The sequence below is a fragment of the Bradyrhizobium sp. SZCCHNRI1029 genome, from assembly GCF_032487555.1.
Taxonomy (GTDB): domain Bacteria; phylum Pseudomonadota; class Alphaproteobacteria; order Rhizobiales; family Xanthobacteraceae; genus Bradyrhizobium.
This window is the reverse complement of record NZ_JAUEUK010000004.1, coordinates 566451-587344: the sequence shown is the minus strand read 5'-3', so window position 1 is coordinate 587344 and position 20894 is coordinate 566451. Positions and strand designations below refer to the sequence as shown.

The following is a 20894-nucleotide window of genomic DNA, read 5'->3' as shown; positions in this document are numbered from 1 at the left end:
GGGGAGAGCGGTTTACCTGCCGCGCCTGATGCGACCGTCGTCAGCTTTTTGGCGTCGCACAGCACCGCCCGATGGGAAACGATGTTCGGAGAGGCCTTGTGCGAGGCCGCGGACAGCAAGCAGATGTCCCGCCATGGGTTCGGCACTCAACTGCTTCGGATCCAGGAATTTTCTGGCCGTCGTGATGAACAGCGTTTTGAGGTCGCTGCCTCCAAAGCACACGCAGGTCGGGTTCGTCACCGGCAATGGGACGATGGTGTCGATCTGCCCGTTCGGGCGGTAGCGTACGACGCGGCCGCCCGAGAAGAAGGCTGTCCATAACCCGCCTGCGGCATCGACGCAGGCGCCGTCCGGTCTTTCCTTCGACGTGCTATAATCTGCAAACAGGCGCCGGTTGCTGATGATACCGTCGTCGAGATCGAAGTCGAACGACCAGGTGCAGTATCGCCGCGTATCGGTGAAATAGAGCGTGCGGTTGTCCGGCGCGAACGCGATCCCATTGGTCACGATGACGTCGCCGAAGATGCGCGTCACCTGGCCGTCTCCGGTCACGCGATAGAGCGAGCCGTTCGGGCGATGCAGCTGGTTGTCCATGGTGCCGATCCACAAGCGGCCGCGCGCATCAACCCGGCCGTCGTTGAGGCGGTTGTCGAGGCCGTTTTCGACCTCGACAAACTGCTCCGGATGATCGGCCGCGCGACGGTACAGAGTCAGATCCCGTGCGAGCAGATGCGAGCCGTCCGCCGTCAGCGCCTGGCTGCCAAGGAATTGACACTCATGGGAAACAGCGTGGTGCGCGCCAGTTTCCGGATCGAACGACTGATGCAGCCTGCCGTCGATATCGATCCACCACAGCTTGCGGGTCCGGTCGCACCATAATGGCGTCTCGCCGAGGAGATCGGCGTTGGCCACCGCAATCTCGACCCGATCAGCGGAGATCGAATGAATGGTCATGTCGGAATCCCGTTCCAGCCGCGCGCGCTATCGATCTCAGCTTTTCCAGCGGGCGCATCGCCTGGACGAAGCGGCAGTTCCTTGCGCAGCAGGTCCGCGGCGTCGGCGGAAGGAACGACAACTCCACGCCGACAGCAAGCCCCGGCGTCGCGACGGATCGGACATGCCCGAGCGCGAGCGTCATGGCCTCGACCGAGGTTGACGATCCGAACACGGCCGGCGGCATCCAGTATCCGGCGTCCGTCCTATTGGGGATGCTGTCCCGCTCGTTCCGGTTGGCGGTGTAGACCGTCTTGTCCGGCTCGCCCTTCACATAGATGAGGATCGGCAGGTGCCGGCTGATGCCGATCGCGTCCATGAAGTCGAACTGGAAATGGTAGTAGCCGCCGAGAAGGTACTGATGTTGTGCTTCGACGTGCAGATCAGGACGTCGATGCCGGCCGCGTCGAGCAGGCCGTCGAGCCGGGCGGTCGAGAAGGGAATGTTGGCGCGCATGAATCGTTCTCTGCGTCGACCACCCGGGGGGCGGCAAGGTGAGGGCGATCAATTGCCGGTCCAGGAGGACAGGGCATGCGCGACACAGTTGTTGATGTGCTCGCTCAGGACGGTCCTTGCGCCCTCGATGTCGCGCCTCAGGGCGCATTCCAGCAGCGCCTTGTGCTGGTTGATCGTCTCGCTGCCGCGATAGCGCAGTGCGTAACGGAAATATTTGTCGAACACGATGGAATGCGTATGCATCAGCTCGCGCGACCCGCAACGCGAGATCAGCGCCTGGTGGAATTCGCCGTCGTAGCGCTTTCGCAACTCGGGATCGTCGCCCTCCTTCAGGATGGTGCGCTCGGTCGCGGCCAGCTTGTGATGCGCTGACACCACGCGTCCTTCCCACTCGACGTCTCCGGCGCGGAACGACTCGGCCATGGCGTGATGCTCCAGCAGGATGCGCAGCTCGGCGAGCTCGCGCAGGTTCTGGAGCGAGACCGGTGCCACCTCGAAGCCACGCTGCCCTTCGGCGACCACGAAGCCTTCGGACGCCAGGCGATTGAGGATCTCGCGCAGGGTCGAGATGCTGACGCCGTAATCCTCCTTCATCGCCTCGAGCCTGAGGCGTCCCGACGGCGTGAGCACGCCGAAAATGATGTCGGAGCGGATGCGCCGATAGCCGCTGTCGCCCGCCGACAGCGGCCGTTCCTCAAGATCCGTCATGCCTTCTGATCCCGCTCGCCCGGAGCGCCGCCCTGTGGGAGCGGGCCACTCGCCGGCATTATAGCAGAGTCGCGGCATCTGATGTCCATTGAAATCTCATATGAAATTATGATTGTCGTTTGACATCGATATTGATGTGTGTTTTCTCGATAAACAGAGGGTACGGAAAATAAGCGCTCAACCCGCCGCGTGCCCCGAAGAAACCAGGGAGGACACGATGAGCTTGTTCGCACGGGCGCTGTCTGCCGCCGCGATCTCGGTGGCGCTGACGGTCGGCGCATCTGCCGCCGATGACATTCAGGAGCGGACGATCCGGTGGGGGCACCTGAACAACACCGATCACCCCGTCAGCTTCGGCGTGCAGAAGTTCGGAGAGATCCTGCTGGCCAAGAGCGGGGGTAAGATGAGGGTCCGCGAGTTCGCGGCCTCGCAGCTCGGCAACGAATTGCAGCAGCAATCCGCGCTGCGCGGCGGCACTCAGGAGATGCTGTCGGCCTCGACCACGTCGCTTGCGACCGTCGTGCCCGAGTTCGGCCTGATCGATTTCCCGTTCCTGTTCAACACGACCGAGCAGGCCGATGCGCTCGCGACCGGCAAATTCGGCAAGGCCATGCTTGAGGGCCTGCCGTCGAAGAACCTGATCGGCCTCGGTTATTGGGGCCTTGGCTTCCGCAACGTCACCAACAGCACCCGGCCGATCACCAAGGTCGAGGACTTCGCCGGCCTGAAGCTGCGCGTCATTCCGAACCCGGTCTATCTGGAGAGTTTCAGCGCTTTCAAGGCCAATCCCGTCCCGATGGCGTTCGGCGAATTGTATTCGGCGCTGGAGACTCGCACCGTCGACGGGCAGGAGAATCCCTACACCGTCATCCTCTCCAACAAGTTCTACGAGGTGCAGAAGTACGTCTCGGCCACCAACCACACCTTCACCCTCAACATCATCCTGGTGAGCAAGACGTTCTGGGACAAGTTGTCGCCGACCGAGCAGCGCCTGATGCGCGAGGCCTATGAGGAAAGCCGCAACTATCAGAAGGAGCAGACGCGCCTCCAGACCGAAAAGGCGCTGGCGGAATTGCAGGCCAAGGGCATGCAGTACAATGCGATCGCTCCCGAGGAGACCGAGCGCATGCGCAAGGCGGTTCAACCGGTCGTGGACAAGGTCTCGGCCAATCTTCGGCCCGAGACGGTGAAGCTGTTCAACGAGGAAGTCGAGCGCATCCGCAAGGACGTAAAGTAATCGCCTCTCCATCACGATAGGCGGCGGAGCCGGCCCATGCCGGCTCACGTCCCACATCTGCTCGGACCTGACGCATGGCGCAGTTTCTCGACCTCTATTGCTCGTTTCTGAAAGCCGTCATTGCCGCGTGTCTCGCGGCCATGGTGGTGCTGGTCTTCGGCAACGTAGTGCTGCGCTATGGCTTCAACTCCGGCATCACGGTGTCCGAGGAGCTGTCGCGCTGGCTGCTGGTGTGGCTGACCTTCCTCGGAGCCATCGTCGCGCTGCGCGAGCACGCCCATCTCGGCGTCGACAGCCTGGTGCGGAAGCTGCCGGCCTCCGGCAAGCGCATCTGCTTCCTCATCAACTACGGCCTGATGCTGTTCGCCGATTGGCTGCTGCTCTCCGGCAGCTGGCGTCAGACCCTCATCAACATCGACGACCGCGCGCCGGCGACCGGTCTGTCGATGGCCATCTTCTACGCCGTCGGCGTGATCTTCGGTGTGTCGGCCGCAATTATCCTTCTCTACGACCTGTACCGGGTGATCAGCGGGCAGGCGAGCGAGGAGGACATGGTGGCGGTCAGGGAATCGGAGGAGCAGTGATGGCCTCGATCGTCTTCGCGCCCTCTCACTCTCTCCGCGTCACCCGGATCATGCCATGACGATCGTCGTCTTCACCGTCTCTCTGCTGGGCGCCATGGCGCTGGGCATGCCGATCGCCTTTGCGCTCCTCATCTGCGGCGTCGCCCTGATGAGCACCATTGACATGTTCGATCCCCAGATCGTCGCCCAGAACGTCATCAACGGCGCCGACAGTTTTCCGCTGATGGCCATCCCGTTCTTCATGCTCGCGGGCGAGATCATGAACAAGGGCGGACTGGCCAAGCGCATCGTCAATGTCGCACTCGTGGCGGTGGGGCATTTCCGGGGCGGCCTGGGCTACGTCACGATCCTGGCCGCCTGCATCCTGTCGTCATTGTCGGGGTCGGCGGCGGCCGACGCCGCCGCGCTGGCGGCGCTGCTGGTGCCGATGATGGTGGCGGCGGGACACAAGAAGACCTATGCGGCGGGTCTCGTGGCGGCCGGCGGCGTGATTGGCCCGGTGATTCCGCCCAGCATCGGATTCGTGATCTTCGGCGTGGCCGCCAACGTCTCGATCTCGAAGCTGTTCCTTGCCGGCATCGTGCCCGGCCTTTTCCTGGGATTGGGCCTTTGCGCCGCCTGGTACTGGGTGGTGCGCAAGGAAAACCTGTCGCCGCCGCCGCGCGCCGCGAGGTGTGGCATGCGATCACCGACGGCTTCTGGGCACTCATGCTCCCCGCCATCATCATCGTCGGCCTGCGCTTCGGGATCTTCACGCCAACCGAGGCCGGCGTCGTCGTCGCCGTCTATTCGATGTTCGTCGCGACGTGCATCTATCGCGAGCTGAAATGGTCCGAGATCTACGCGGTCCTGGTCTCGTCGGCCGTGACCACGAGCGTCGTCATGTTCCTGGTCGCTGCGGCCTTGGTGTCGTCCTGGCTGATCACGGTGTCTGAGATCTCCAACCAGGTCGTCGATCTCCTGAAGCCGTTCATGAGCAACAACACCATCCTGATGCTCGCGATCATGGTGGTCGTCGTGATCGTGGGCACGGCGCTCGACATGACGCCCACCATCCTGATCCTGACGCCGATCCTGATGCCAATCATCAAGGCGGCAAATATCGACCCCGTCTATTTCGGCGTGCTGTTCATCATCAACAACTCCATCGGCCTGATCACGCCGCCGGTCGGCATCGTGCTTAACGTCGTCTGCGGCGTGTCCAAGATCAGCATGGAAGACATCATCAAGGGGGTCTGGCCCTTCATGATCGCGCAGCTGATCGTCCTGTTCGCGATGGTCCTGTTTCCCGGCCTGGTGACGGTGCCGGCGCGATGGTTCGGCGGCTGATCGGGCTGCGTTGGCAAAGGAGTCGAACATGGCCGCACGGATCGTGATCTTGAATGGACCCAATCTCAATTTTCTCGGCATTCGGGAGCCCGACATCTACGGCTCGACGACGCTGAAGCAGATCGAGGACAGCTGCCACGCGCTCGCGGACCAACTCGGCGTATCCGTCTCGTTCCACCAGTCGAACATGGAAGGCGAGCTCGTTGGTCTGATCCAATCCGCTCACGGCCAGGCGGATGCGATCATCATCAATCCGGCAGGCTATTCTTTCACATCGGTCGCGCTGATCGATGCGCTGAACATCTTCGATGGGGTGAAGATCGAGCTGCACATCTCCAACATCCATGCGCGGGACGAGCTGCACCGCCATTCGATCACCTCGCGGGCCTGCACAGCGGTGATTTGCGGACTTGGCGCTTACGGCTATCTCGCTGCGATCCTGGCGGTCGTCCAGCGGCTCGGGCAATTGCCTGAAACGATTCCGCCGGCCCTGCACGGGCTTGCGCTAACCGGCAAGATGTAATCAGGAGACAAGCATGCGCGGAACAGGGTTTCTCGCCATCTGGAGCGACGTCGAGGCGCATGATCTGACCGACTACCGGCATTGGCTGACGCGCGAGCACACCACCGAGCGCGTGACGACGCGGGGCTTCCTGGCGTCGCGTGTGTTTCGTGCCGTGCGCAGCGACGTCAACCGCTTCTTCATCCTGTACGAGCTCGAAACGCCCGAGGTCCTCGACGGCAAGGACTATCTGGCGCGGCTCAACGCGCCCACCCCGTGGTCGCAGCGCATCATGCCGAAGCTCGGCAATTTCATGCGTGGCGGCGGTGTGATCGTCGCGCGCGCCGGGCGGGGCGAGGGCGCCACGATCGTGGCGCTGCGGATCGACAAATTGCCCGCCGACCCGCAACGGCTGGCCACCGCGCTCGTTGGCTGCGACGGGATCGCTGCCGTGCAGATCGGGGCGACCGACGCGCCGCGGACATCCGTACCGACCGCTGAAAAGGGCATGCGGAAGCACGAGGGCTTCTTCTCGGGGCTTCTGTTGATCGAGGCGCTCGATGACGCTTCGTTGCAGAGGGCCTTGCGGCAGGCGCGGACACTTGCATCCGATGTCATGGAGGGAGCCAGCGAGCCTGACTTCTATCAGGGCATGTTTGCGCTCGACGCACGCATCGCGGATGCTTGCTGATGGCGACCTTTTCGCTCGCTGCGCTGACCGTGCTCGACTTGGCGCCGCCCGAGATGATCGATCTGGCGGCCCGCTGCGGCTACGACAAGGTCGGCCTCAGGCTGCTGCCGGCCGTGCCCGGTGGACTGGCTTATCGCCTGATGGATGACGCCGCGCTCCTGCGTACGACGCTCCAGCAGTTGCAGTCGACGGGTGTAACCGTTGCCGATCTCGAGGTCGTCGCCTTCAGACCTGAGACGAGCGTCGCGTCGTTCATGCCGTTCTTCGAGACAGGCGCACGCCTCGGCGCCAGGCACATCCTTGTCGCCGGCTATGACCCCGACCTGGCGCGGTTCTCCGATCGTTATCGGCAGTTTTGCGAGGCGGCTGCTGCGTTCGGTCTGACCGCCGATCTGGAATTCATGCCCTGGACCAGCGTTCCTGATCTGACAACCGCGATGCGGATCGTTGACGATGTCGACCATCCCGCGGCCGGCATTCTGGTGGATGCGCTGCATTTCGATCGATCGCGAAGCAAGCTCGCGGATCTCCGCTCCATCCCGGCCGATCGGCTGCACTATTGGCAGCTCTGCGACGGTCCGGCCGAGCGCCCCGCGACGACTGAGCAAATGATCCATGCCGCGCGCGAGGAGCGCATGTTCCCGGGCGAGGGCGGCATCGATCTCGTCGGTCTCACGCGGGCGATGCCGGACTGCCTGACCATCAGCATCGAGGTGCCGACCGTTGTGCTGGCGAAGACCGTCGATGCTGAAACGCGGGCGCGGCGCGCCCTTGCAGCGGGCAGGGCCGTGGTCGAAAAGGCGCAGGCGCTGTGACGGAAGAGGCTGGTGATGGCGCACAACGATCGCCCGTGGGACGTTGAGACCGATCTGCTGGTCGTCGGTACCGGCGCTGCCGGCATGACGGCCGCGCTGGTGGGCGCGCTCGAAGGGCTCGACGTCGTCCTGTGCGAGAAGTCGGACATGGTGGGCGGCACCACCGCAACCTCCGCCGGCACGGTGTGGATCCCGGGCAACCGGCAGGGCCGCCTTGCGGGGACGCCTGATACGGTCGAGGCCGCGCGCACCTATCTCGCTGCAATGCTCGGCGAGCACGCCGCCGACCGCCGCGTCGACATGTTCCTTCGGGCAGGGTGGGTCGTGCTTGATGATCTCGAGCAGAAGACGAGCGTTCGATTTGCGGCGCCTCCGATCCACCCCGACTACAAGCAGCTTCCGGGCGCTGCGATCGGCGGACGCGCGCTCACGGCCATGCCGTTCGAGGGCCGAAAGCTCGGACCGGATTTTGCCCGTGTCAGGCCGCCGCGTCGGGAGTTCATGGTGCTCGGCGGCATGATGGTGAGCAAGGCGGACATCCCGGCGCTGCTGGCGCCATTCCGCAGCTGGAGCAGTCTTAGGCATGTCCTGGGTCTGCTCGCCCGGCATGCGATGGACCGGATCAGCCACACGCGCGGAACGCGCCTGGTCATGGGAAACGCGCTCGTCGCGAGGCTCCTCGACAGCCTCCGCCGCGTCGCCGTCGACCTGCGCTTCGAGACCGAACTTCGCGATCTCGTTTGCGAGGGGGATCACATCATGGGTGCGGTTCTTTCGTCTCCTGGCGGAGAGCTCAGGATAAGGGCCCGCAAGGGCGTCGTGCTGGCGAGCGGAGGCATCGGCTGGAGCCGTGAGCTAAGAGAGCGTCTATTCCCCGAGCCGGCGCGTCGACTTTCGCTCGCGCCCACCTCGAACACCGGCGATGGCATCCTGGCGGCGGAGCGCGTCAGTGCAGCGATCGCCCGAGACCTCGACAGTCCGGCGTTGTGGATGCCGAGTTCGGTGATGACGCAGGCCGACGGTCATGTGTCGATCTTCCCGCACATCATGCTCGATCGCGCCAAGCCTGGATTGCTGGCCGTGAACAGGTCAGGCCGCCGTTTCGTGAACGAGGCCGATTCCTATCATGACTTCGTCGCCGCGATGCTGCGATCGAACGCGCCGTCTTCAAGTCCGGCCTTCCTGATCTGCGATGCGACGTTCATCAAGGATTTCGGCATTGGGCTCGTTCGTCCGGGGACGCGAAACCTGAAGGCGTTCGTGCAAGCCAGCTATCTGGTCGAGGCGGAGACGATCGAGCAGCTGGCGCGAAGGATCGGCGTCGACGCCGGGCAGCTTGCGGCAACGGTCGAGCAGTATAATCGCTACGCGGACAGCGGGATCGACGAAGACTTCGGCCGAGGGTCCAGCGCGTTGAACCGGTTCAATGGCGATCCGGAGACCAAGCCGAACCCATGTCTGCGGCGGATCGGTCAGGGGCGCTATTATGCCGTCGCCGTGTGGCCGTCGGATCTCGCCAGCAGTTGCGGTCTACTTACGGATGAGCGCGCCAGAGTGTTGTCACGCAACGGAACGGTCTTGCCCGGACTGTATGCCGTCGGGACCGATGCATCCTCCATTTTCCGCGGCATGTACCCCGGACCTGGAACGATGATCGGCCCCGCCATGGTCTTTGCATGGTGCGCCGCGCTCGATTGCGCAGGAACGCTCGCTGACCGAATGAGGCTGTCTGAGTGACCAACGGGAGGTTCGCAGGCGATTCTGATTCGCGACAATTTTGCCTTCGGGTTCAGGCGCCGGGTTGGCGCCCCCGGAGTCGCGGCTCGGCTGCGCCGCACAGACCCATGAGCCGCTGACGGTACCGATTGTAGACTAAGGCGGCCCCGGGCTGCCAACAGAGAACGATAAGCAAGAGGAGAGAACTGATGCCGATCGCGCGAGGAATTTTTTGGGCAATGCTGCTGGTGGCTGCGACTTGCCAGGTGACATCGGCGTTCGCCGAGCCGATGGCTTGTGACGACGGCATCAAAGCCGCCTTCCATCCCGACGAGATCACGACCGTGATCGCGGTCCGCCGGGTCAACAAGGGTGAGGAGCTTTTGGCGCCCGATGCGCCGAAGCCGATCACGGCGGCAGCCGATCTTTGCCTCGTGAAGCTGTTGGTCGGTCCCGGCGTCACAGCGGAGAAGGACAAAAACGCGCGCTCCTATTCAGAAGGTATCGGCATCGAGGTCTGGCTGCCGACGCAGGCCAACTGGAACGAGCGCATCCGTAACTATGGCGGTGGCGGCTGGGTCGGCGGCGGCCATCGCTTCGCCGACAAGATCGGGAGCAAGGTGCCGGCAATTGTCAACGCCAATATCGGCTATGCTTCGGGCACAACGGATGCCGGCCAGCCGTGGTATCAGGACGGTTCGTTCGCCTTCCTCTCTGACGGCAAGGTTAACGTCGAGGGCCTCCGCGACTTCTCGGTACGGGCGATGGTCGAGCAGGCGATCAAGACCAAAGCGCTGGTCAATCTCTACTATGGCAAGGCGCCGAAATTCGTCTACTACGATGGACACTCGCAGGGCGGCCGCCAGGGCCTGAAGATCCTGCAGGAATATCCAGAGCTCTATGACGGCTACATGATCGCGCAGCCTGCGCCGAACATCGCGCGGTTCGGCACCACCAGCCTCTATCCGCAGATCGTGATGAAGACCGAGCTCGGCTTCTCTGCCATCAACAAGCCGGAGGCTGCCGCGTTCGCCGCCAAGGTCGACGCTGCCAACAAGCGCGCCGTTGCAACCTGTGACAAGGCCGGGCTCGGCTTCCTGCTTGATCCCTTCGCCTGCGACTACAATCCCGCCCGCGACGCGGTGCTGCTCTGTACGGGCGAAACGAGCGACGGCGTCACCGGAAGCAACGCCGACAAGGCAGCTTGCATGAGCTCGAAGGAAGCGGGTGCGCTCAACAAAATCTGGTACGGCGCGACCCGCGATGGCAGCGTCGATCCGGCTCAGACGGCGGAAGCCCGCAGCGGCAAGGCGCTCGGCGTGAAGCAGATGTGGTGGACCTTTACCAAGGGCACGTCGATCTCAACGCAGATCACGAGCCCGTCGACTGACAATTTTGCGCTCGGCATGGAGGACGTCAGCTACGCCGCTGATGCCAGCGCGACCTCAGCCATTCCGATCACCAACACCTCGACCGCAAGGCGCAACCGCTGGCTCGAGCTCGATTATGCCGCCTTCGCTGCTGGCGTCGACAAGAATGTCGAACTGCAGCCCACGCTGTTCAGCAATCTGATCACCGACAAGGCCGATCTCTCGAAGCTGCGCGATCTCGGCCGCAAGGTGATCATATGGAGCGGCCTTGCGGATGATGCGATCCCGCCGGCCGGCAACGTCAATTATCACGAGCGCGTGCTTGCTGCGATGGGCGGCGACGCCGAGGTCTCAAAATTCATGCGGATGTATCTGGTCCCGGGGGCTGCGCATTCCTCGCAGGGCCGCTCGTACACCGTGACCGGCAAGAACGACGCCGTGCCGCTGCCGAAACTGCCGGGCAATGCCAACCAGACGCCGACCCGCGACAAGGACCAGTTCTTCTCCGCATTGACGGATTGGGTCGAGAAGGGAGTGCCGCCGGGCGAGATCACGTTGACCTCGCGCGATGGCAGCGTGAGCTATCCGGTCTGCGTCTATCCGCAGCGGACGACGTGGGATGGCCGCGGCCCTGCGACGCAGCCTTCGAGCTTCAGCTGCCGCTAGTCACTACAATCAAGAAATTCTCGACAGAGGGGAGACAGACGAGAGGCGATGGCGGTCTCAGTTGTCGTTGGAAGAGCCTGACTCTTTCACCGTTGCATGTCGCAGCTCCGTCGTCAAAATAGGAATGAAGAACCATTGGTTTGGGATTGGCAGCGGACTTCGCTACCAATCCTACTATCTCATGCGCCAAACTACGATTTTTCGTGATTCGTACTCCCGCTGCTGGCAGTCCTCGTCCGCGAACGGCACGCAATTTCCGCCGAAGGACGTTGAAACAGGTCAGTCGCTCTCAGTCGGACGTCCGCGCAGTGAAGTCTCTGCGCTGTCCCAGGGCGGTTCCGGCCGCCAAGCCTCTATCAACGCATCGATGAATGTACGCACCTTCGGCGACAAGTGCCTGCTCGAAGGATAGACGGCGCGAATGGGTGCACCATCGGCGTCGACCTCTTTGAGGATCGGCACCAGCCGACCTGCACGCAGATCGTCGCTGACCAGGAATGTGGCAAGCCGAGCGATGCCGAAACCCGCAATCGTCGCGTCGCGCAAGGCTTCAGCGTTGGTCGCGACGAAACGCCCATTGATGGCGATCACGCGAGCTTGTCCGTTCTCGTTGAATCGCCAGTCGACGGAGCGCCCGCCGTGCACGAAGGCGAGGCAGCTATGCTGCGCCAACGCGTCGATGTTTCTCGGCGTTCCTCGCTCGGCAAGATAGGCCGGCGACGCACAGGTCACCAGGCGATGGCGCGCCAGAAACCTATTCATCAGCCGAGAATCTTCGCTGCTGCCGATCCTGATCGCGAGATCCACGCCCTCGTCGATGAGATCGACATAGCGATCGCCGAAGGAGGCGCTGACGGATATCTCCGGCCATTTGCGAATGAACTCATTGAGGACCGGAAGCACGTGCAGCCGGCCGAAGGATACGGGCAGATCCAGCCGCAACCGCCCCCGCGGCGCCTGCGAGTGACTGAGCATCGCCATCTCCGCTTCGTCGAGATCGGCGAGCAGCCTCACGCACCGCTCGTGGAAGGCGGCTCCCTCTCCGGTCAGTGAGACGCTTCGCGTGGTGCGCTGGAGCAGCCTGACCCCGAGCCGGTCCTCGAGCCGAACGATGCTCTTGCCGACTGCCGATCGCGAAAGGCCGATGCGTTCGGCCGCTGCCGTGAAGCTCTTGGCTTCGGCGACATGGACGAACACGCTGATGTCCTTCATCCGGTCGATAGCCATTGCGCCTCCTGAAACAGCCCCGAGCTGCAGCCGCGGCCATTCAAATCCGCCACGAACGGTCCGATCATTGGGGCAATACGTTCCCCAGTGAAGGGAAATCACCGGATATTGTGGCTCCAAGGCGCCTATTCTAACCTTTTTGAAACTGGCTGCACCAGCATGGGAAGTAAAATTCCCCATTCAATCAGATCAATGCAAACCGGTAACATGGTAGTGCGAGGCCAATAACCTGCCGCGCAGAAGGGGAAGCGCACCGTGAAGGCTGTTCGCTATTACGGACGGAAGGACATCCGTGTCGAAACCGTCGATGAGCCCAAGGAGATGGGCGCCAGCCAGCTCCTGGTGAAGCCGCTGTGGACCGGCATCTGCGGCACGGACCTCCACGAATACATTGCAGGGCCGATCGTCACGCCCGCGTCGCCGCACGTGTTCACTGCAGCAACCTTGCCGCAGATCCTGGGACATGAGTTCTCGGCCGAGGTACTGGACGTCGGGCGCGACGTCACTCATGTGCGGCGCGGCGACCGTATTTCGGTGCAGCCGCTGATGATGCCGATGAACGACTATTACAGCCGGCGGGGTCTCAACCATCTCAGCGAAAAGATGGCTTGCATCGGCCTCAGCTGGGCCTGGGGCGGCATGTCCGATCTCGCCGTCATCAACGACTACAATGCGGCGAAAGTGCCCGACTCCATCACCGACGAGGAAGCCGCCATGATCGAGCCGGCGGCGGTCGCGCTCTATGCGGTCGACCGCGGCGGTGTCCAGGCTGGCAGCACCGTGCTGATCGCAGGTGCAGGCCCGATCGGCGCGCTGACCATTCTGTGCGCCCACGCAGCCGGCGCCGCCAGGATCTACGTGTCGGAGCCCAACGCATCGCGGCGTCGAACGATCGAGAGCTGGGGTATTTGCGCCGGCGTCTACGATCCCAAGACGACGGACGTGGTCGCGCGCGTCAAGGAGCAGACCGAAGAGAATGTCGGCGTCGACGTCGCCATCGAATGCGTCGGTAACGAAAGCGCATTGAACACCTGCGTCGAAGCCGTGCGGCGGCGCGGTGTCGTGGTGCAGGCCGGCCTGCACGTCGGCAAAGCCTCGACCGATCCGATGTTGTGGGCCCTGAAGGACATCACCATCGAGGCAACCTGGTGTTACCCGATCACGATGTGGCCGCGCATCATCGGACTGGTCGAGTCTGGCAAGCTGCCAATCTCGAAGATCATCGATGGCCGTATCCGCGCCGAGGACGTGGTCTCGAAAGGCTTCGACGTCCTCACTGCGCCAAGCAACGACAAGCTGAAGATACTCGTGTCGACGCAGCTGGCGGCACCGTCGTGAGGCGGCGTAGGCAAGACCAGGGTTGATTGTCCAGAGCGACGCTCAAGTCGCCACGATCAGTGAAACCAAAGGGGAGGAACACCAATGAGAGTGACTATCGCGAGCTGCCTGTCACTGGCCTGCCTGGCCATGGTGACACCAATTGCCGTCCAGGCGGAATATTCCGGCGCGCCGCGCACGTTCCTGTTCAATCCAGCGCTCGACGTCTGCATTCGCGACACCGCGAAGTTCAAGAAGGCGCCGCCCTACACCATCGGCTTCTCCAATGCCGGCCTCGGCGACAGCTGGCGCGTGGTTGGCCTGCACTCGCTTCAGAAAGCTGCGCACGACCATGCCGACGTCGTGAAGAAGCTGCTGATCACCGATGCGGGCCATGACGATGCCAAGCAGGTCGCCGACATCCAGGATCTGGTCTCCCGCGGCGTCGATCTCCTGATCGTCAGCGCCAACACGTCGCAGGCGCTCGATCCCGCCGTCACCCAGGCGACCGAACGCGGCATCCCCGTCGTGATGGTGGACCGCCGGGTGGATTCTGACAATTTCGTCACCTTCGTCACAGCGTCCGACGCGATGATGGGGCGCCTGTTCGCGCAATGGATCGTCGAGAAGCTGAACGGCAAGGGCAACGTGATCATCCTCGGAGGCCAGGCCGGCTCCAGCCCGAACGAGAACCGTGTCAAACCAGCGATGCAGGTGTTCTCGGCCTATCCCGGTATCAAGATCCTGGAGACCGTCTACTCCGACTGGAGCCCGGTGAAGGGCAAGCAGGTGATGCAGGCCATGATCGCCAAGTACGGCCATAGCATCAATGCCGTGTTCTCGCCGCACGGATTGCAGGTGCCCGGTGCGATCGAGGCCTTTCTCGATGCCGGCTGGAAGGGAAGCGAAATTCCGCCGATCACCTCGGCCGACATGAACGGACCGATGAAGATGGCTATCAAGAACAAGTTCCCGCTGCTCGACATCGACTATCCGCCCGCGATGATGGGCACGGCGCTCGACGTCGCGCTCAAGGTGCTGTCCGGCGCCGCGGTGCCCTGCGTCTATACCATCAACAGCAATATCGTTCTGACCCACGGTGACGAGACGCCTTCCATTCCGAAGCCTGACATGTATGCGGAGCAGCACATCGTGCCCGACGGTCCCGACGACATGCTCGTGTCCGGCGGCATGGGCCCGACCTACAATCCGAGCACGTTCAAGATCGACTATCCGCACTGAACCCGGAACAATGGCGTACCGGCGAGGCCGGCACGCCAAAGGGGCAAGACGGACCGAATGCTCACACTCAAGGCCATTTCCAAGAGTTTTCCCGGCGTGCGCGCCCTCCACGGCGTAAACTTAGACGTCAAACCTGGCGAAATCCACGGCTTGCTCGGCGAGAACGGCGCCGGCAAATCCACCCTGATCAAGATCATCGCCGGCGCGGTTGCGCCCGACGAAGGCGAGATCACCCTCGCCGGTCAACGCGTGAGATGGTCGTCACCGCGCGAGGCGAAGCTCGCCGGAGTCCACGTCGTCTATCAGGAGTTCGCGCTGTTTTCGCAGTTGTCCGTCGCCGAGAACATCTTCCTCGGCAACGAGCGGCGCAACGCGCTCGGCCTGGTCGATCACGGACGGACACGGAAAGAGGCCGCTGAGCTGATGCGCAAGCTTGGCATCACCCTTGACCCTCGCGAGACGGTGGCCTCTCTCTCGGTCGCCGACCAGCAGATGGTCGAGATCGCGCGCGCGATGACGCACAATGTCCGCCTGTTGATCCTCGACGAGCCCACCGCCGTCATTGCCGGGCGCGAGGTCGAACTGTTGTTCGAGCGCCTGCGCCGGCTGCGCGAGGCCGGTGTGTCCATTCTCTTCATTTCGCATCGGCTCGACGAAGTCTTCGCGCTGTGCGATCGTGCCACGATCCTGAAGGACGGCCGTCTGGTCGGCACGACGGATACCGTCGCCGTCACGCGCGAACGGCTGATCTCGATGATGGTGGGGCGCGATCTCGGCGAGCTGTTTCCCCCGCGCTCGACCGCGTCGCGACCGGATCAACCCGTGCTACGCACCGACGGCATCTGCGTCGGCGACCGGGTCCGTGACGTCTCGATAGAACTGCATGCAGGCGAGGTCGTCGCGCTGGCGGGCATGGTCGGCGCCGGACGCACCGATCTGGCGCTCGGTCTGTTCGGCGCAGCTCCTATCTCGAAGGGCACTCTCCACATCGCCGGCGAGCGCTTTACGGCAATGACGCCCGCCAAGGCGATCGGGCTCGGCATGGGCCTCGTCACCGAGGATCGCAAGTCGCAGGGGCTTGCGATGCTGCTCGACATTGCTGCGAACATCACTGGGCCAGCACTCGGCGAGGTCACCCGCTACGGAGTGATTGATCGCGAGGGCGAACTGGCGATCGCCGCCCACGAAATCGAACGATACCGCATCGCCTGCCGCGGACCGGCAACGCCGGTCGCAACCATGTCGGGCGGAAATCAGCAGAAGGTGATCATCGCGCGCTGGGCACGCCTGTGCAGGTCGATACTGATCCTCGATGAACCGACACGCGGCGTCGACGTCGGCGCCAAGGCCGATATTTACCGGATCATGCGCGAACTTGCCGATTCAGGCCTCGCAATCCTGATGATCAGCTCGGAAATGACCGAGGTCATCGGCATGGCCGATCGCGTGATTGTCATGCGCGAGGGACGGATCGCCGGCGAGCTGCCGGGATGCGACGCCACGGAGGAAAGCATCATGTACCTGGCCACGAGCGAGCGCGCCGCATGACCGCGATCGCCGCCCGTCTCGCGATGCCTTGGTGGCTGCGCAGCAATGCGGGGCTTGCCGGCGTGCTCGTCCTGATCTGCGCGGTATATCTTGTTGGCGCAACGGTCTCCGACCGATTCCTGACGCTGGGCAACCTGCTCAATGTCTATGAGCAGACCACCGACCTTGCGCTGGTCAGTATCGGGCAAACCCTGACCATTCTCAGCGGCGGCATCGACCTCTCGGTCGGCTCGCTGATCAGCCTCACCTCCTGCCTGACATCAGGCCTGATCAACGGCAATCCGGATCGGGTCGTTCCGGTCGTGCTCGGCGTGCTCGCGCTCGGGACATTCGTCGGCGTGCTCAACGCCGGCCTGGTCGTCACCTTGCGCGTTCATCCGCTGATCGTGACGCTCGGCATGGGCGCGGTCCTGCAAGGCGTGACCTTGCTCTACGCACTGGGACCGGTCGGTCGGGTGCCGCGCAGCTTCACCGTGCTCGCCTATGGACGCATCTCGGGCATCCCCATCGGAGCGACGCTTGCAGTCGTCCTTGGCATCCTGGTCGCGCTGCTGCTGCGATATTTGCCGCTCGGCCGCCAGATCTACGCCCTTGGCGATGATGCGAATTCCGCGCGTCTCGTGGGATTGCGGCGGACGCGCATCCTGATGCTGGTCTACGGCATCTCGGGCTTCTGCTGCGGGGCGACCGGGCTTTATCTCGCCGCGAGGTTCGGCGTTGGACAGCCCTACACCGGCGTCAACTACACCTTGGCTTCGATCACTCCGGTCGTGCTCGGCGGTACCTTGCTGAGCGGTGGCAAAGGCGGCGTGATCGGCACGCTGTTCGGCGCCTTTCTGATCACGCTCCTGAACAACCTGCTCAACTTCATGGACGTGTCGAAGCACTATCAATTGGTCGCGCAGGCGGTCATCATCATCCTTGCCGTCTCCATCTATGTCGAACGCCGCAGGATCGGGTGAGCAGGATGTCAGGCTCCGTAGAAATCGCCGGCTCCGTCACCCCGTCCTGGTCGGTCCGCAGCGTCATGGAAAGCTATGGCACAGCCCTCGCTCTGCCGCTGCTGCTCGCGCTTGGTGGCGTGATCTCACCGGCCTTCGTCAGTCCCGGTAATTTGTCCAACCTGCTGCTACAAGTCGCGCCGCTCGCGATCGCAGCCATGGGGCAAAGCCTGGTGATGATCGTTCGCGGCCTCGATCTCTCTGTCGCCTCGATGATGGCGACCGCCGCCGTGATCGCGACCGGTTTCTCGGGCCTCGACCAGAATGTCCCCGCCATCGTCGCGACGGCCTTGGTGGTCGCTGTCAGCGTTGGCCTGCTCAACGGCTTTCTCGTCACCAAGCGTCAGGTGTCCCCGTTCCTGGCAACGCTCGCCACGATGATCCTGCTCCAGGGATTCAGGTTCGCCTACACGCAGGGCGCGCCGTCCGGCAACGTGCCGCCGGTACTGCGGCTGCTCGGCTCCGGAAAATTTCACGGCGTGCCCTATAACGTACTCGTTCTGCTGTTCGTAGCGGTCTTGCTGGCTGGGGTCCTGCACCGTTCCGCTTTCGGAAGGAGGATTTTCATTGTCGGCGGCAATCCAGTGACGGGGCGCCTGTTTGGCATCCGCTCCGACGCGGTCATGATCGGCTGCTACCTGATCTCGAGCTGCCTTGCGGCGCTCGCCGGGCTGATCCTGAGCGGTTATGTCGGGCTCGTCGACAACTGGGTCGGGCAGGGGTACGAGCTCGACTCGATCGTAGCCTGTGTCGTCGGACGGGTGTCGCTGCGGGGCGGCCGCGGCTCGATCCTTGGCGCCCTCACGGGAGCCGCCATCATCGTCATCCTCGCCAACGAAGTGGTGCTGCTCGGCGTGCCGGTCCAGGTCCAATTGATCATCAAGGGCGTCGTCATTGTCCTCGCTGCTGCAATCTACACTCGTAGAGATGCACCATAGCGTTTTCTAAGGATGCGATGAGAGGAAACCCACCATGAGCGAGCATTGAGAGGAAACTGTTCCGGGTAGAAAACCGGGTACTCTCAAAAAAGTCCAATTGATTGTGCCGCTGCACCGAAGTTTGTTGCACGAGCGGACAGACCGGAGCGTTGCACGTGTTGTAGCCCCTGCGGAAGAGGTCTCCACAAGCGCATTGTTATTCGGCGATTGCTGAGGACATTCCGTGTTCATTACGATTGCCGTCAGCGACAATATTGGCTGGTTCATGGAGAACTTGCCGAGCGTTGGATGTCAGCCACCAGCGGCCATGACCCACCCCACCCGCACGTGCACATGATCGTACCGGGCGGCGGCATCTCGCCCGACGGCCAGCGCTGGGTGTCCTGGCGGCCAGGATTCTTCCCTGCCAGTGCGGGCGCTTTCACGCCTGTTCCGTCGGCTGTTCCTGGAGCGCCTGGCCACCCTCCACCAGGCCGGGCGCCTGATCTTCGGCAACGACGCCCACCTCGCCGGAGAACAATCATTAGCAACGTTGCTGGCAGCGTCGGGCAAGATGGAATGGGTCGTTTATGCCAAGCGTCCGTTCGGTGGCCCCGAGGCAGCGCTGGCCTATCTGTCGCGCTATTCCCACCGCGTCGCTATCGCCAACAGCCGCCTGCTCGCCTGCGGCCAGCAAGGCGTCACCTTCAGATGGAAGGATTACCGCGTCGAAGGGCCGCGACCGTCAAAAGCGGATGACGCTCGCGACGGACGAGTTCATTCGCCGCTTCCTCATCCACGTGCTCGCCTCCGCCGCATCCGCCACTACGGCCTGCTGGCGCGAGGCGCCTGCACCGACAACGTCGCACGCGCGCGCGAGCTGCTCTTCTCGCCATAGGCGGCTCCAGTCAGCCCGGCGACCTCCATCTCCATCAACCGCTGGGCGGCAAAGCCGATCATCTCGCGCAGAAGATCCGCGTCCGGGGCCTCCTCGACGAGCGCGCGAAGGTTCATCATCTCGTCGGTCATCGGTGGTTCCTCGAATCGAGTTGGTGTCAGCAACCCGACCCTACCGGGCAATCACCGGTGACCACCGCAAAGCCGTCCGCCCGCTACGGCGCTATGGGAGAGCGCGCGGGCGGACGGCTTTGCTCTACCAAGTTACACCACGCCCGGGAACACCGCCCTTAAAAGTATCGCAAAGCGGCAACCCGGACAAGCGCAACGACGGCTCTGGGTCGCGGGCGGAAGTCTCATGCAGAGTAAATCTCGTCTGCACAACCTCGGGCAACTGATACGCGTGGCCCTGACGGGCTTCACCTGAACCGCCTCCGTACCGCGATAGGAAATCTGTGCGTCTTCTCCGTCGTGACCGAAGCGCGACCCTTCTGGCGCCCTAGCGTCCACCCGAAGTCGCCTCCGGATCCTCACCAAGGGCCTACCTCGCCACCCTCGGTCTCGCCGCTTGGCGCGGCAAAGATCGATGTTTGATAATGCGATAGGCCCCGGACGGCTAAGGCCTTGAGCCGGTTCACGGCCTATCGGGTGCTGCGGCGCTTGGTCCTGCGGCCGAGGTCCATGCCGTCAATTGGCCAGGAGACTAAGGCCGCTATCCTACTCGACTTGCCGGCCGACCATTTGGCGGCCACTGATCGCTCACGAACGGCGGTTTTTGGGCGGGTCTTCGAGATCCGACCTTCCGAATTAGGCTGCTCTCCTGTAACAAAATAGGGCTTCTGCGATAGTGGGCTTCACGATGTAGCGGACCCCCGCTACCACCTTTCCCACACTCCCTTTACTCTGCTTGGGTATGCCTCCCCGCCAATCAGCGAGTTGAGACGGCCAGCAATTTCAACACAGACCCCGCCCGGGCGCGTGTCATCTCTCGACACCGTCACCGTCTCCACAAGATCTCGAATTGCTTCGGCAGCCTCCTCGTCGCCTGCGCTCACACCTTTGCCGAGCGCATTTTCGAGCCGCACCAATTGCTCTTCGTATCGCCGAAGAATGACGGGGTGGAGCGCAATCGGCTGCGGAGCGGAGGGCTGGCTTTGCAATTCAGCCATGATCCGCTTCCGATCGGCATCCAGAGCCGTGGACCGCGGGCCGAGAATCGAAGGATCGCCATGCCCCTTGGCGATGGCGTCAGCTGGATGCCGCAGCGAAGAAAAAGAAGCTCAATTATCCAGTATGATTGCGGGAACAGTTTTGCCGGCCGCTTCACAGACTGCCTCGATAAGCAGGCGAACCGCTTTGGCATGCCAATAGATTTTCGCTCACGAATGAACGATTTGCGGGATACTGTTGCTCGGAATTTGCGTCGCCTCCGAACGGGGAAGGGCTGGACGCAGGAGGAGCTTGCGTTCCGAGCAAAAGTCGATCGGAGCTATGTCAGTCAGCTGGAGACAGGGGTATACAGCGCATCTGTGACGATGCTCGGTAAGCTGTCCAAGGCGCTCGGCGTAGAGCCCAGCGAATTTCTAAAACCTTGACCAGAGCCTCTGGTGCTCGTTTCGCTGGGGTGCTCTGGCAGAATTGGCGACAATCGCTCGGGCTATCCCCTATAGTGAAGACC

General features: G+C 63.0%; 19 protein-coding genes and 3 pseudogenes. 16 read left to right on the top strand and 6 right to left on the bottom strand.

Annotation, left to right across the window (positions count from 1 at the left end; genetic code table 11):
- Nucleotides 1–12: 12 nt before the first annotated feature.
- The 3 genes from QW861_RS14910 to QW861_RS14900 are packed head-to-tail and all read right to left on the bottom strand — an operon-like array spanning nt 13 to nt 2157.
- Nucleotides 13–954 carry an SMP-30/gluconolactonase/LRE family protein gene (locus QW861_RS14910; RefSeq protein ID WP_315706511.1) on the bottom strand — a complete coding sequence of 314 codons (942 nt, stop codon included), beginning with the start codon at nt 952–954 and terminating at the stop codon, nt 13–15.
- Nucleotides 929–1501 carry a hypothetical protein gene (locus QW861_RS14905; protein WP_315706510.1) on the bottom strand — a complete coding sequence of 191 codons (573 nt, stop codon included), beginning with the start codon at nt 1499–1501 and terminating at the stop codon, nt 929–931. The genes QW861_RS14910 and QW861_RS14905 overlap by 26 nt, the downstream gene beginning before the upstream one ends.
- Nucleotides 1498–2157, bottom strand: coding sequence for a GntR family transcriptional regulator (locus tag QW861_RS14900; RefSeq protein ID WP_315706509.1), 660 nt, complete (start codon nt 2155–2157; stop codon nt 1498–1500). The genes QW861_RS14905 and QW861_RS14900 overlap by 4 nt, the downstream gene beginning before the upstream one ends.
- Nucleotides 2158–2374: 217 nt before the next feature.
- On the opposite strand from QW861_RS14900, the gene QW861_RS14895 reads away from it, so the two are divergent.
- The 8 genes and pseudogenes from QW861_RS14895 to QW861_RS14860 all read left to right on the top strand — a co-directional run bounded on the left by QW861_RS14895 (nt 2375) and on the right by QW861_RS14860 (nt 11067).
- Complete coding sequence (locus QW861_RS14895) at nt 2375–3394, top strand: TRAP transporter substrate-binding protein (RefSeq protein WP_315706508.1); 1020 nt, start codon at nt 2375–2377, stop codon at nt 3392–3394.
- Between the two features lie 74 nt (nt 3395–3468).
- Entirely contained in the window at nt 3469–3978 is a 510-nt protein-coding gene (locus tag QW861_RS14890) for a TRAP transporter small permease (RefSeq protein WP_315706507.1), read from the top strand.
- A 55-nt stretch (nt 3979–4033) separates the two neighbouring features.
- Nucleotides 4034–5307, top strand: a pseudogene (locus QW861_RS14885) (TRAP transporter large permease).
- A 28-nt stretch (nt 5308–5335) separates the two neighbouring features.
- Nucleotides 5336–5830 (top strand): type II 3-dehydroquinate dehydratase, encoded by a 495-nt coding sequence (locus QW861_RS14880; protein WP_315706506.1) that lies wholly within the window; start codon nt 5336–5338, stop codon nt 5828–5830.
- 13 nt (nt 5831–5843) lie between these two features.
- Complete coding sequence (locus QW861_RS14875; RefSeq protein WP_315706505.1) at nt 5844–6500, top strand: hypothetical protein; 657 nt, start codon at nt 5844–5846, stop codon at nt 6498–6500.
- Nucleotides 6500–7315 (top strand): sugar phosphate isomerase/epimerase family protein, encoded by an 816-nt coding sequence (locus QW861_RS14870; protein ID WP_315706504.1) that lies wholly within the window; start codon nt 6500–6502, stop codon nt 7313–7315. Before QW861_RS14875 ends, QW861_RS14870 begins: the two co-directional genes overlap by 1 nt.
- A gap of 15 nt (nt 7316–7330) precedes the next feature.
- Complete coding sequence (locus QW861_RS14865; protein ID WP_315706503.1) at nt 7331–9052, top strand: FAD-dependent oxidoreductase; 1722 nt, start codon at nt 7331–7333, stop codon at nt 9050–9052.
- A 188-nt stretch (nt 9053–9240) separates the two neighbouring features.
- Nucleotides 9241–11067 carry a tannase/feruloyl esterase family alpha/beta hydrolase gene (locus QW861_RS14860; protein ID WP_315706502.1) on the top strand — a complete coding sequence of 609 codons (1827 nt, stop codon included), beginning with the start codon at nt 9241–9243 and terminating at the stop codon, nt 11065–11067.
- 279 nt (nt 11068–11346) lie between these two features.
- On the opposite strand, the gene QW861_RS14855 is transcribed toward QW861_RS14860, so the two are convergent.
- On the bottom strand, nt 11347–12414 hold the full coding sequence (locus QW861_RS14855) for a LysR family transcriptional regulator (protein WP_316179841.1): 1068 nt from the start codon (nt 12412–12414) through the stop codon (nt 11347–11349).
- 135 nt (nt 12415–12549) lie between these two features.
- Between QW861_RS14855 and QW861_RS14850 the strand changes: the two genes are divergently transcribed.
- The 7 genes and pseudogenes from QW861_RS14850 (at nt 12550) to QW861_RS14820 (ending at nt 19217) form a co-directional block, all read left to right on the top strand.
- On the top strand, nt 12550–13632 hold the full coding sequence (locus QW861_RS14850; RefSeq protein ID WP_315706500.1) for a 2,3-butanediol dehydrogenase: 1083 nt from the start codon (nt 12550–12552) through the stop codon (nt 13630–13632).
- Between the two features lie 84 nt (nt 13633–13716).
- On the top strand, nt 13717–14853 hold the full coding sequence (locus QW861_RS14845) for an ABC transporter substrate-binding protein (RefSeq protein WP_315706499.1): 1137 nt from the start codon (nt 13717–13719) through the stop codon (nt 14851–14853).
- A 57-nt stretch (nt 14854–14910) separates the two neighbouring features.
- A complete protein-coding gene (locus tag QW861_RS14840) occupies nt 14911–16401 on the top strand; it encodes a sugar ABC transporter ATP-binding protein (protein ID WP_315706498.1) in 1491 nt (496 codons plus the stop codon).
- Nucleotides 16398–17363 (top strand): ABC transporter permease, encoded by a 966-nt coding sequence (locus tag QW861_RS14835; protein WP_315706497.1) that lies wholly within the window; start codon nt 16398–16400, stop codon nt 17361–17363. Before QW861_RS14840 ends, QW861_RS14835 begins: the two co-directional genes overlap by 4 nt.
- A gap of 152 nt (nt 17364–17515) precedes the next feature.
- Nucleotides 17516–18340 (top strand): ABC transporter permease, encoded by an 825-nt coding sequence (locus tag QW861_RS14830; protein WP_315750107.1) that lies wholly within the window; start codon nt 17516–17518, stop codon nt 18338–18340.
- A 288-nt stretch (nt 18341–18628) separates the two neighbouring features.
- Nucleotides 18629–18706, top strand: a pseudogene (locus QW861_RS14825) (hypothetical protein); the annotation flags it as partial.
- A gap of 43 nt (nt 18707–18749) precedes the next feature.
- A complete protein-coding gene (locus QW861_RS14820; RefSeq protein WP_315706495.1) occupies nt 18750–19217 on the top strand; it encodes a transposase in 468 nt (155 codons plus the stop codon).
- On the opposite strand, the pseudogene QW861_RS14815 reads toward QW861_RS14820, so the two are convergent.
- Together QW861_RS14815 and QW861_RS14810 are read right to left on the bottom strand one after the other, a co-directional pair.
- Nucleotides 19193–19348, bottom strand: a pseudogene (locus QW861_RS14815) (IS256 family transposase); the annotation flags it as partial. The gene QW861_RS14820 and the pseudogene QW861_RS14815 overlap by 25 nt on opposite strands.
- Before the next feature lie 743 nt (nt 19349–20091).
- On the bottom strand, nt 20092–20385 hold the full coding sequence (locus QW861_RS14810) for a hypothetical protein (RefSeq protein WP_316193222.1): 294 nt from the start codon (nt 20383–20385) through the stop codon (nt 20092–20094).
- Here QW861_RS14810 and QW861_RS14805 point away from each other — a divergent pair.
- Nucleotides 20371–20811 (top strand): helix-turn-helix transcriptional regulator, encoded by a 441-nt coding sequence (locus QW861_RS14805; RefSeq protein ID WP_316172593.1) that lies wholly within the window; start codon nt 20371–20373, stop codon nt 20809–20811. The genes QW861_RS14810 and QW861_RS14805 overlap by 15 nt on opposite strands.
- Nucleotides 20812–20894: the final 83 nt, after the last annotated feature.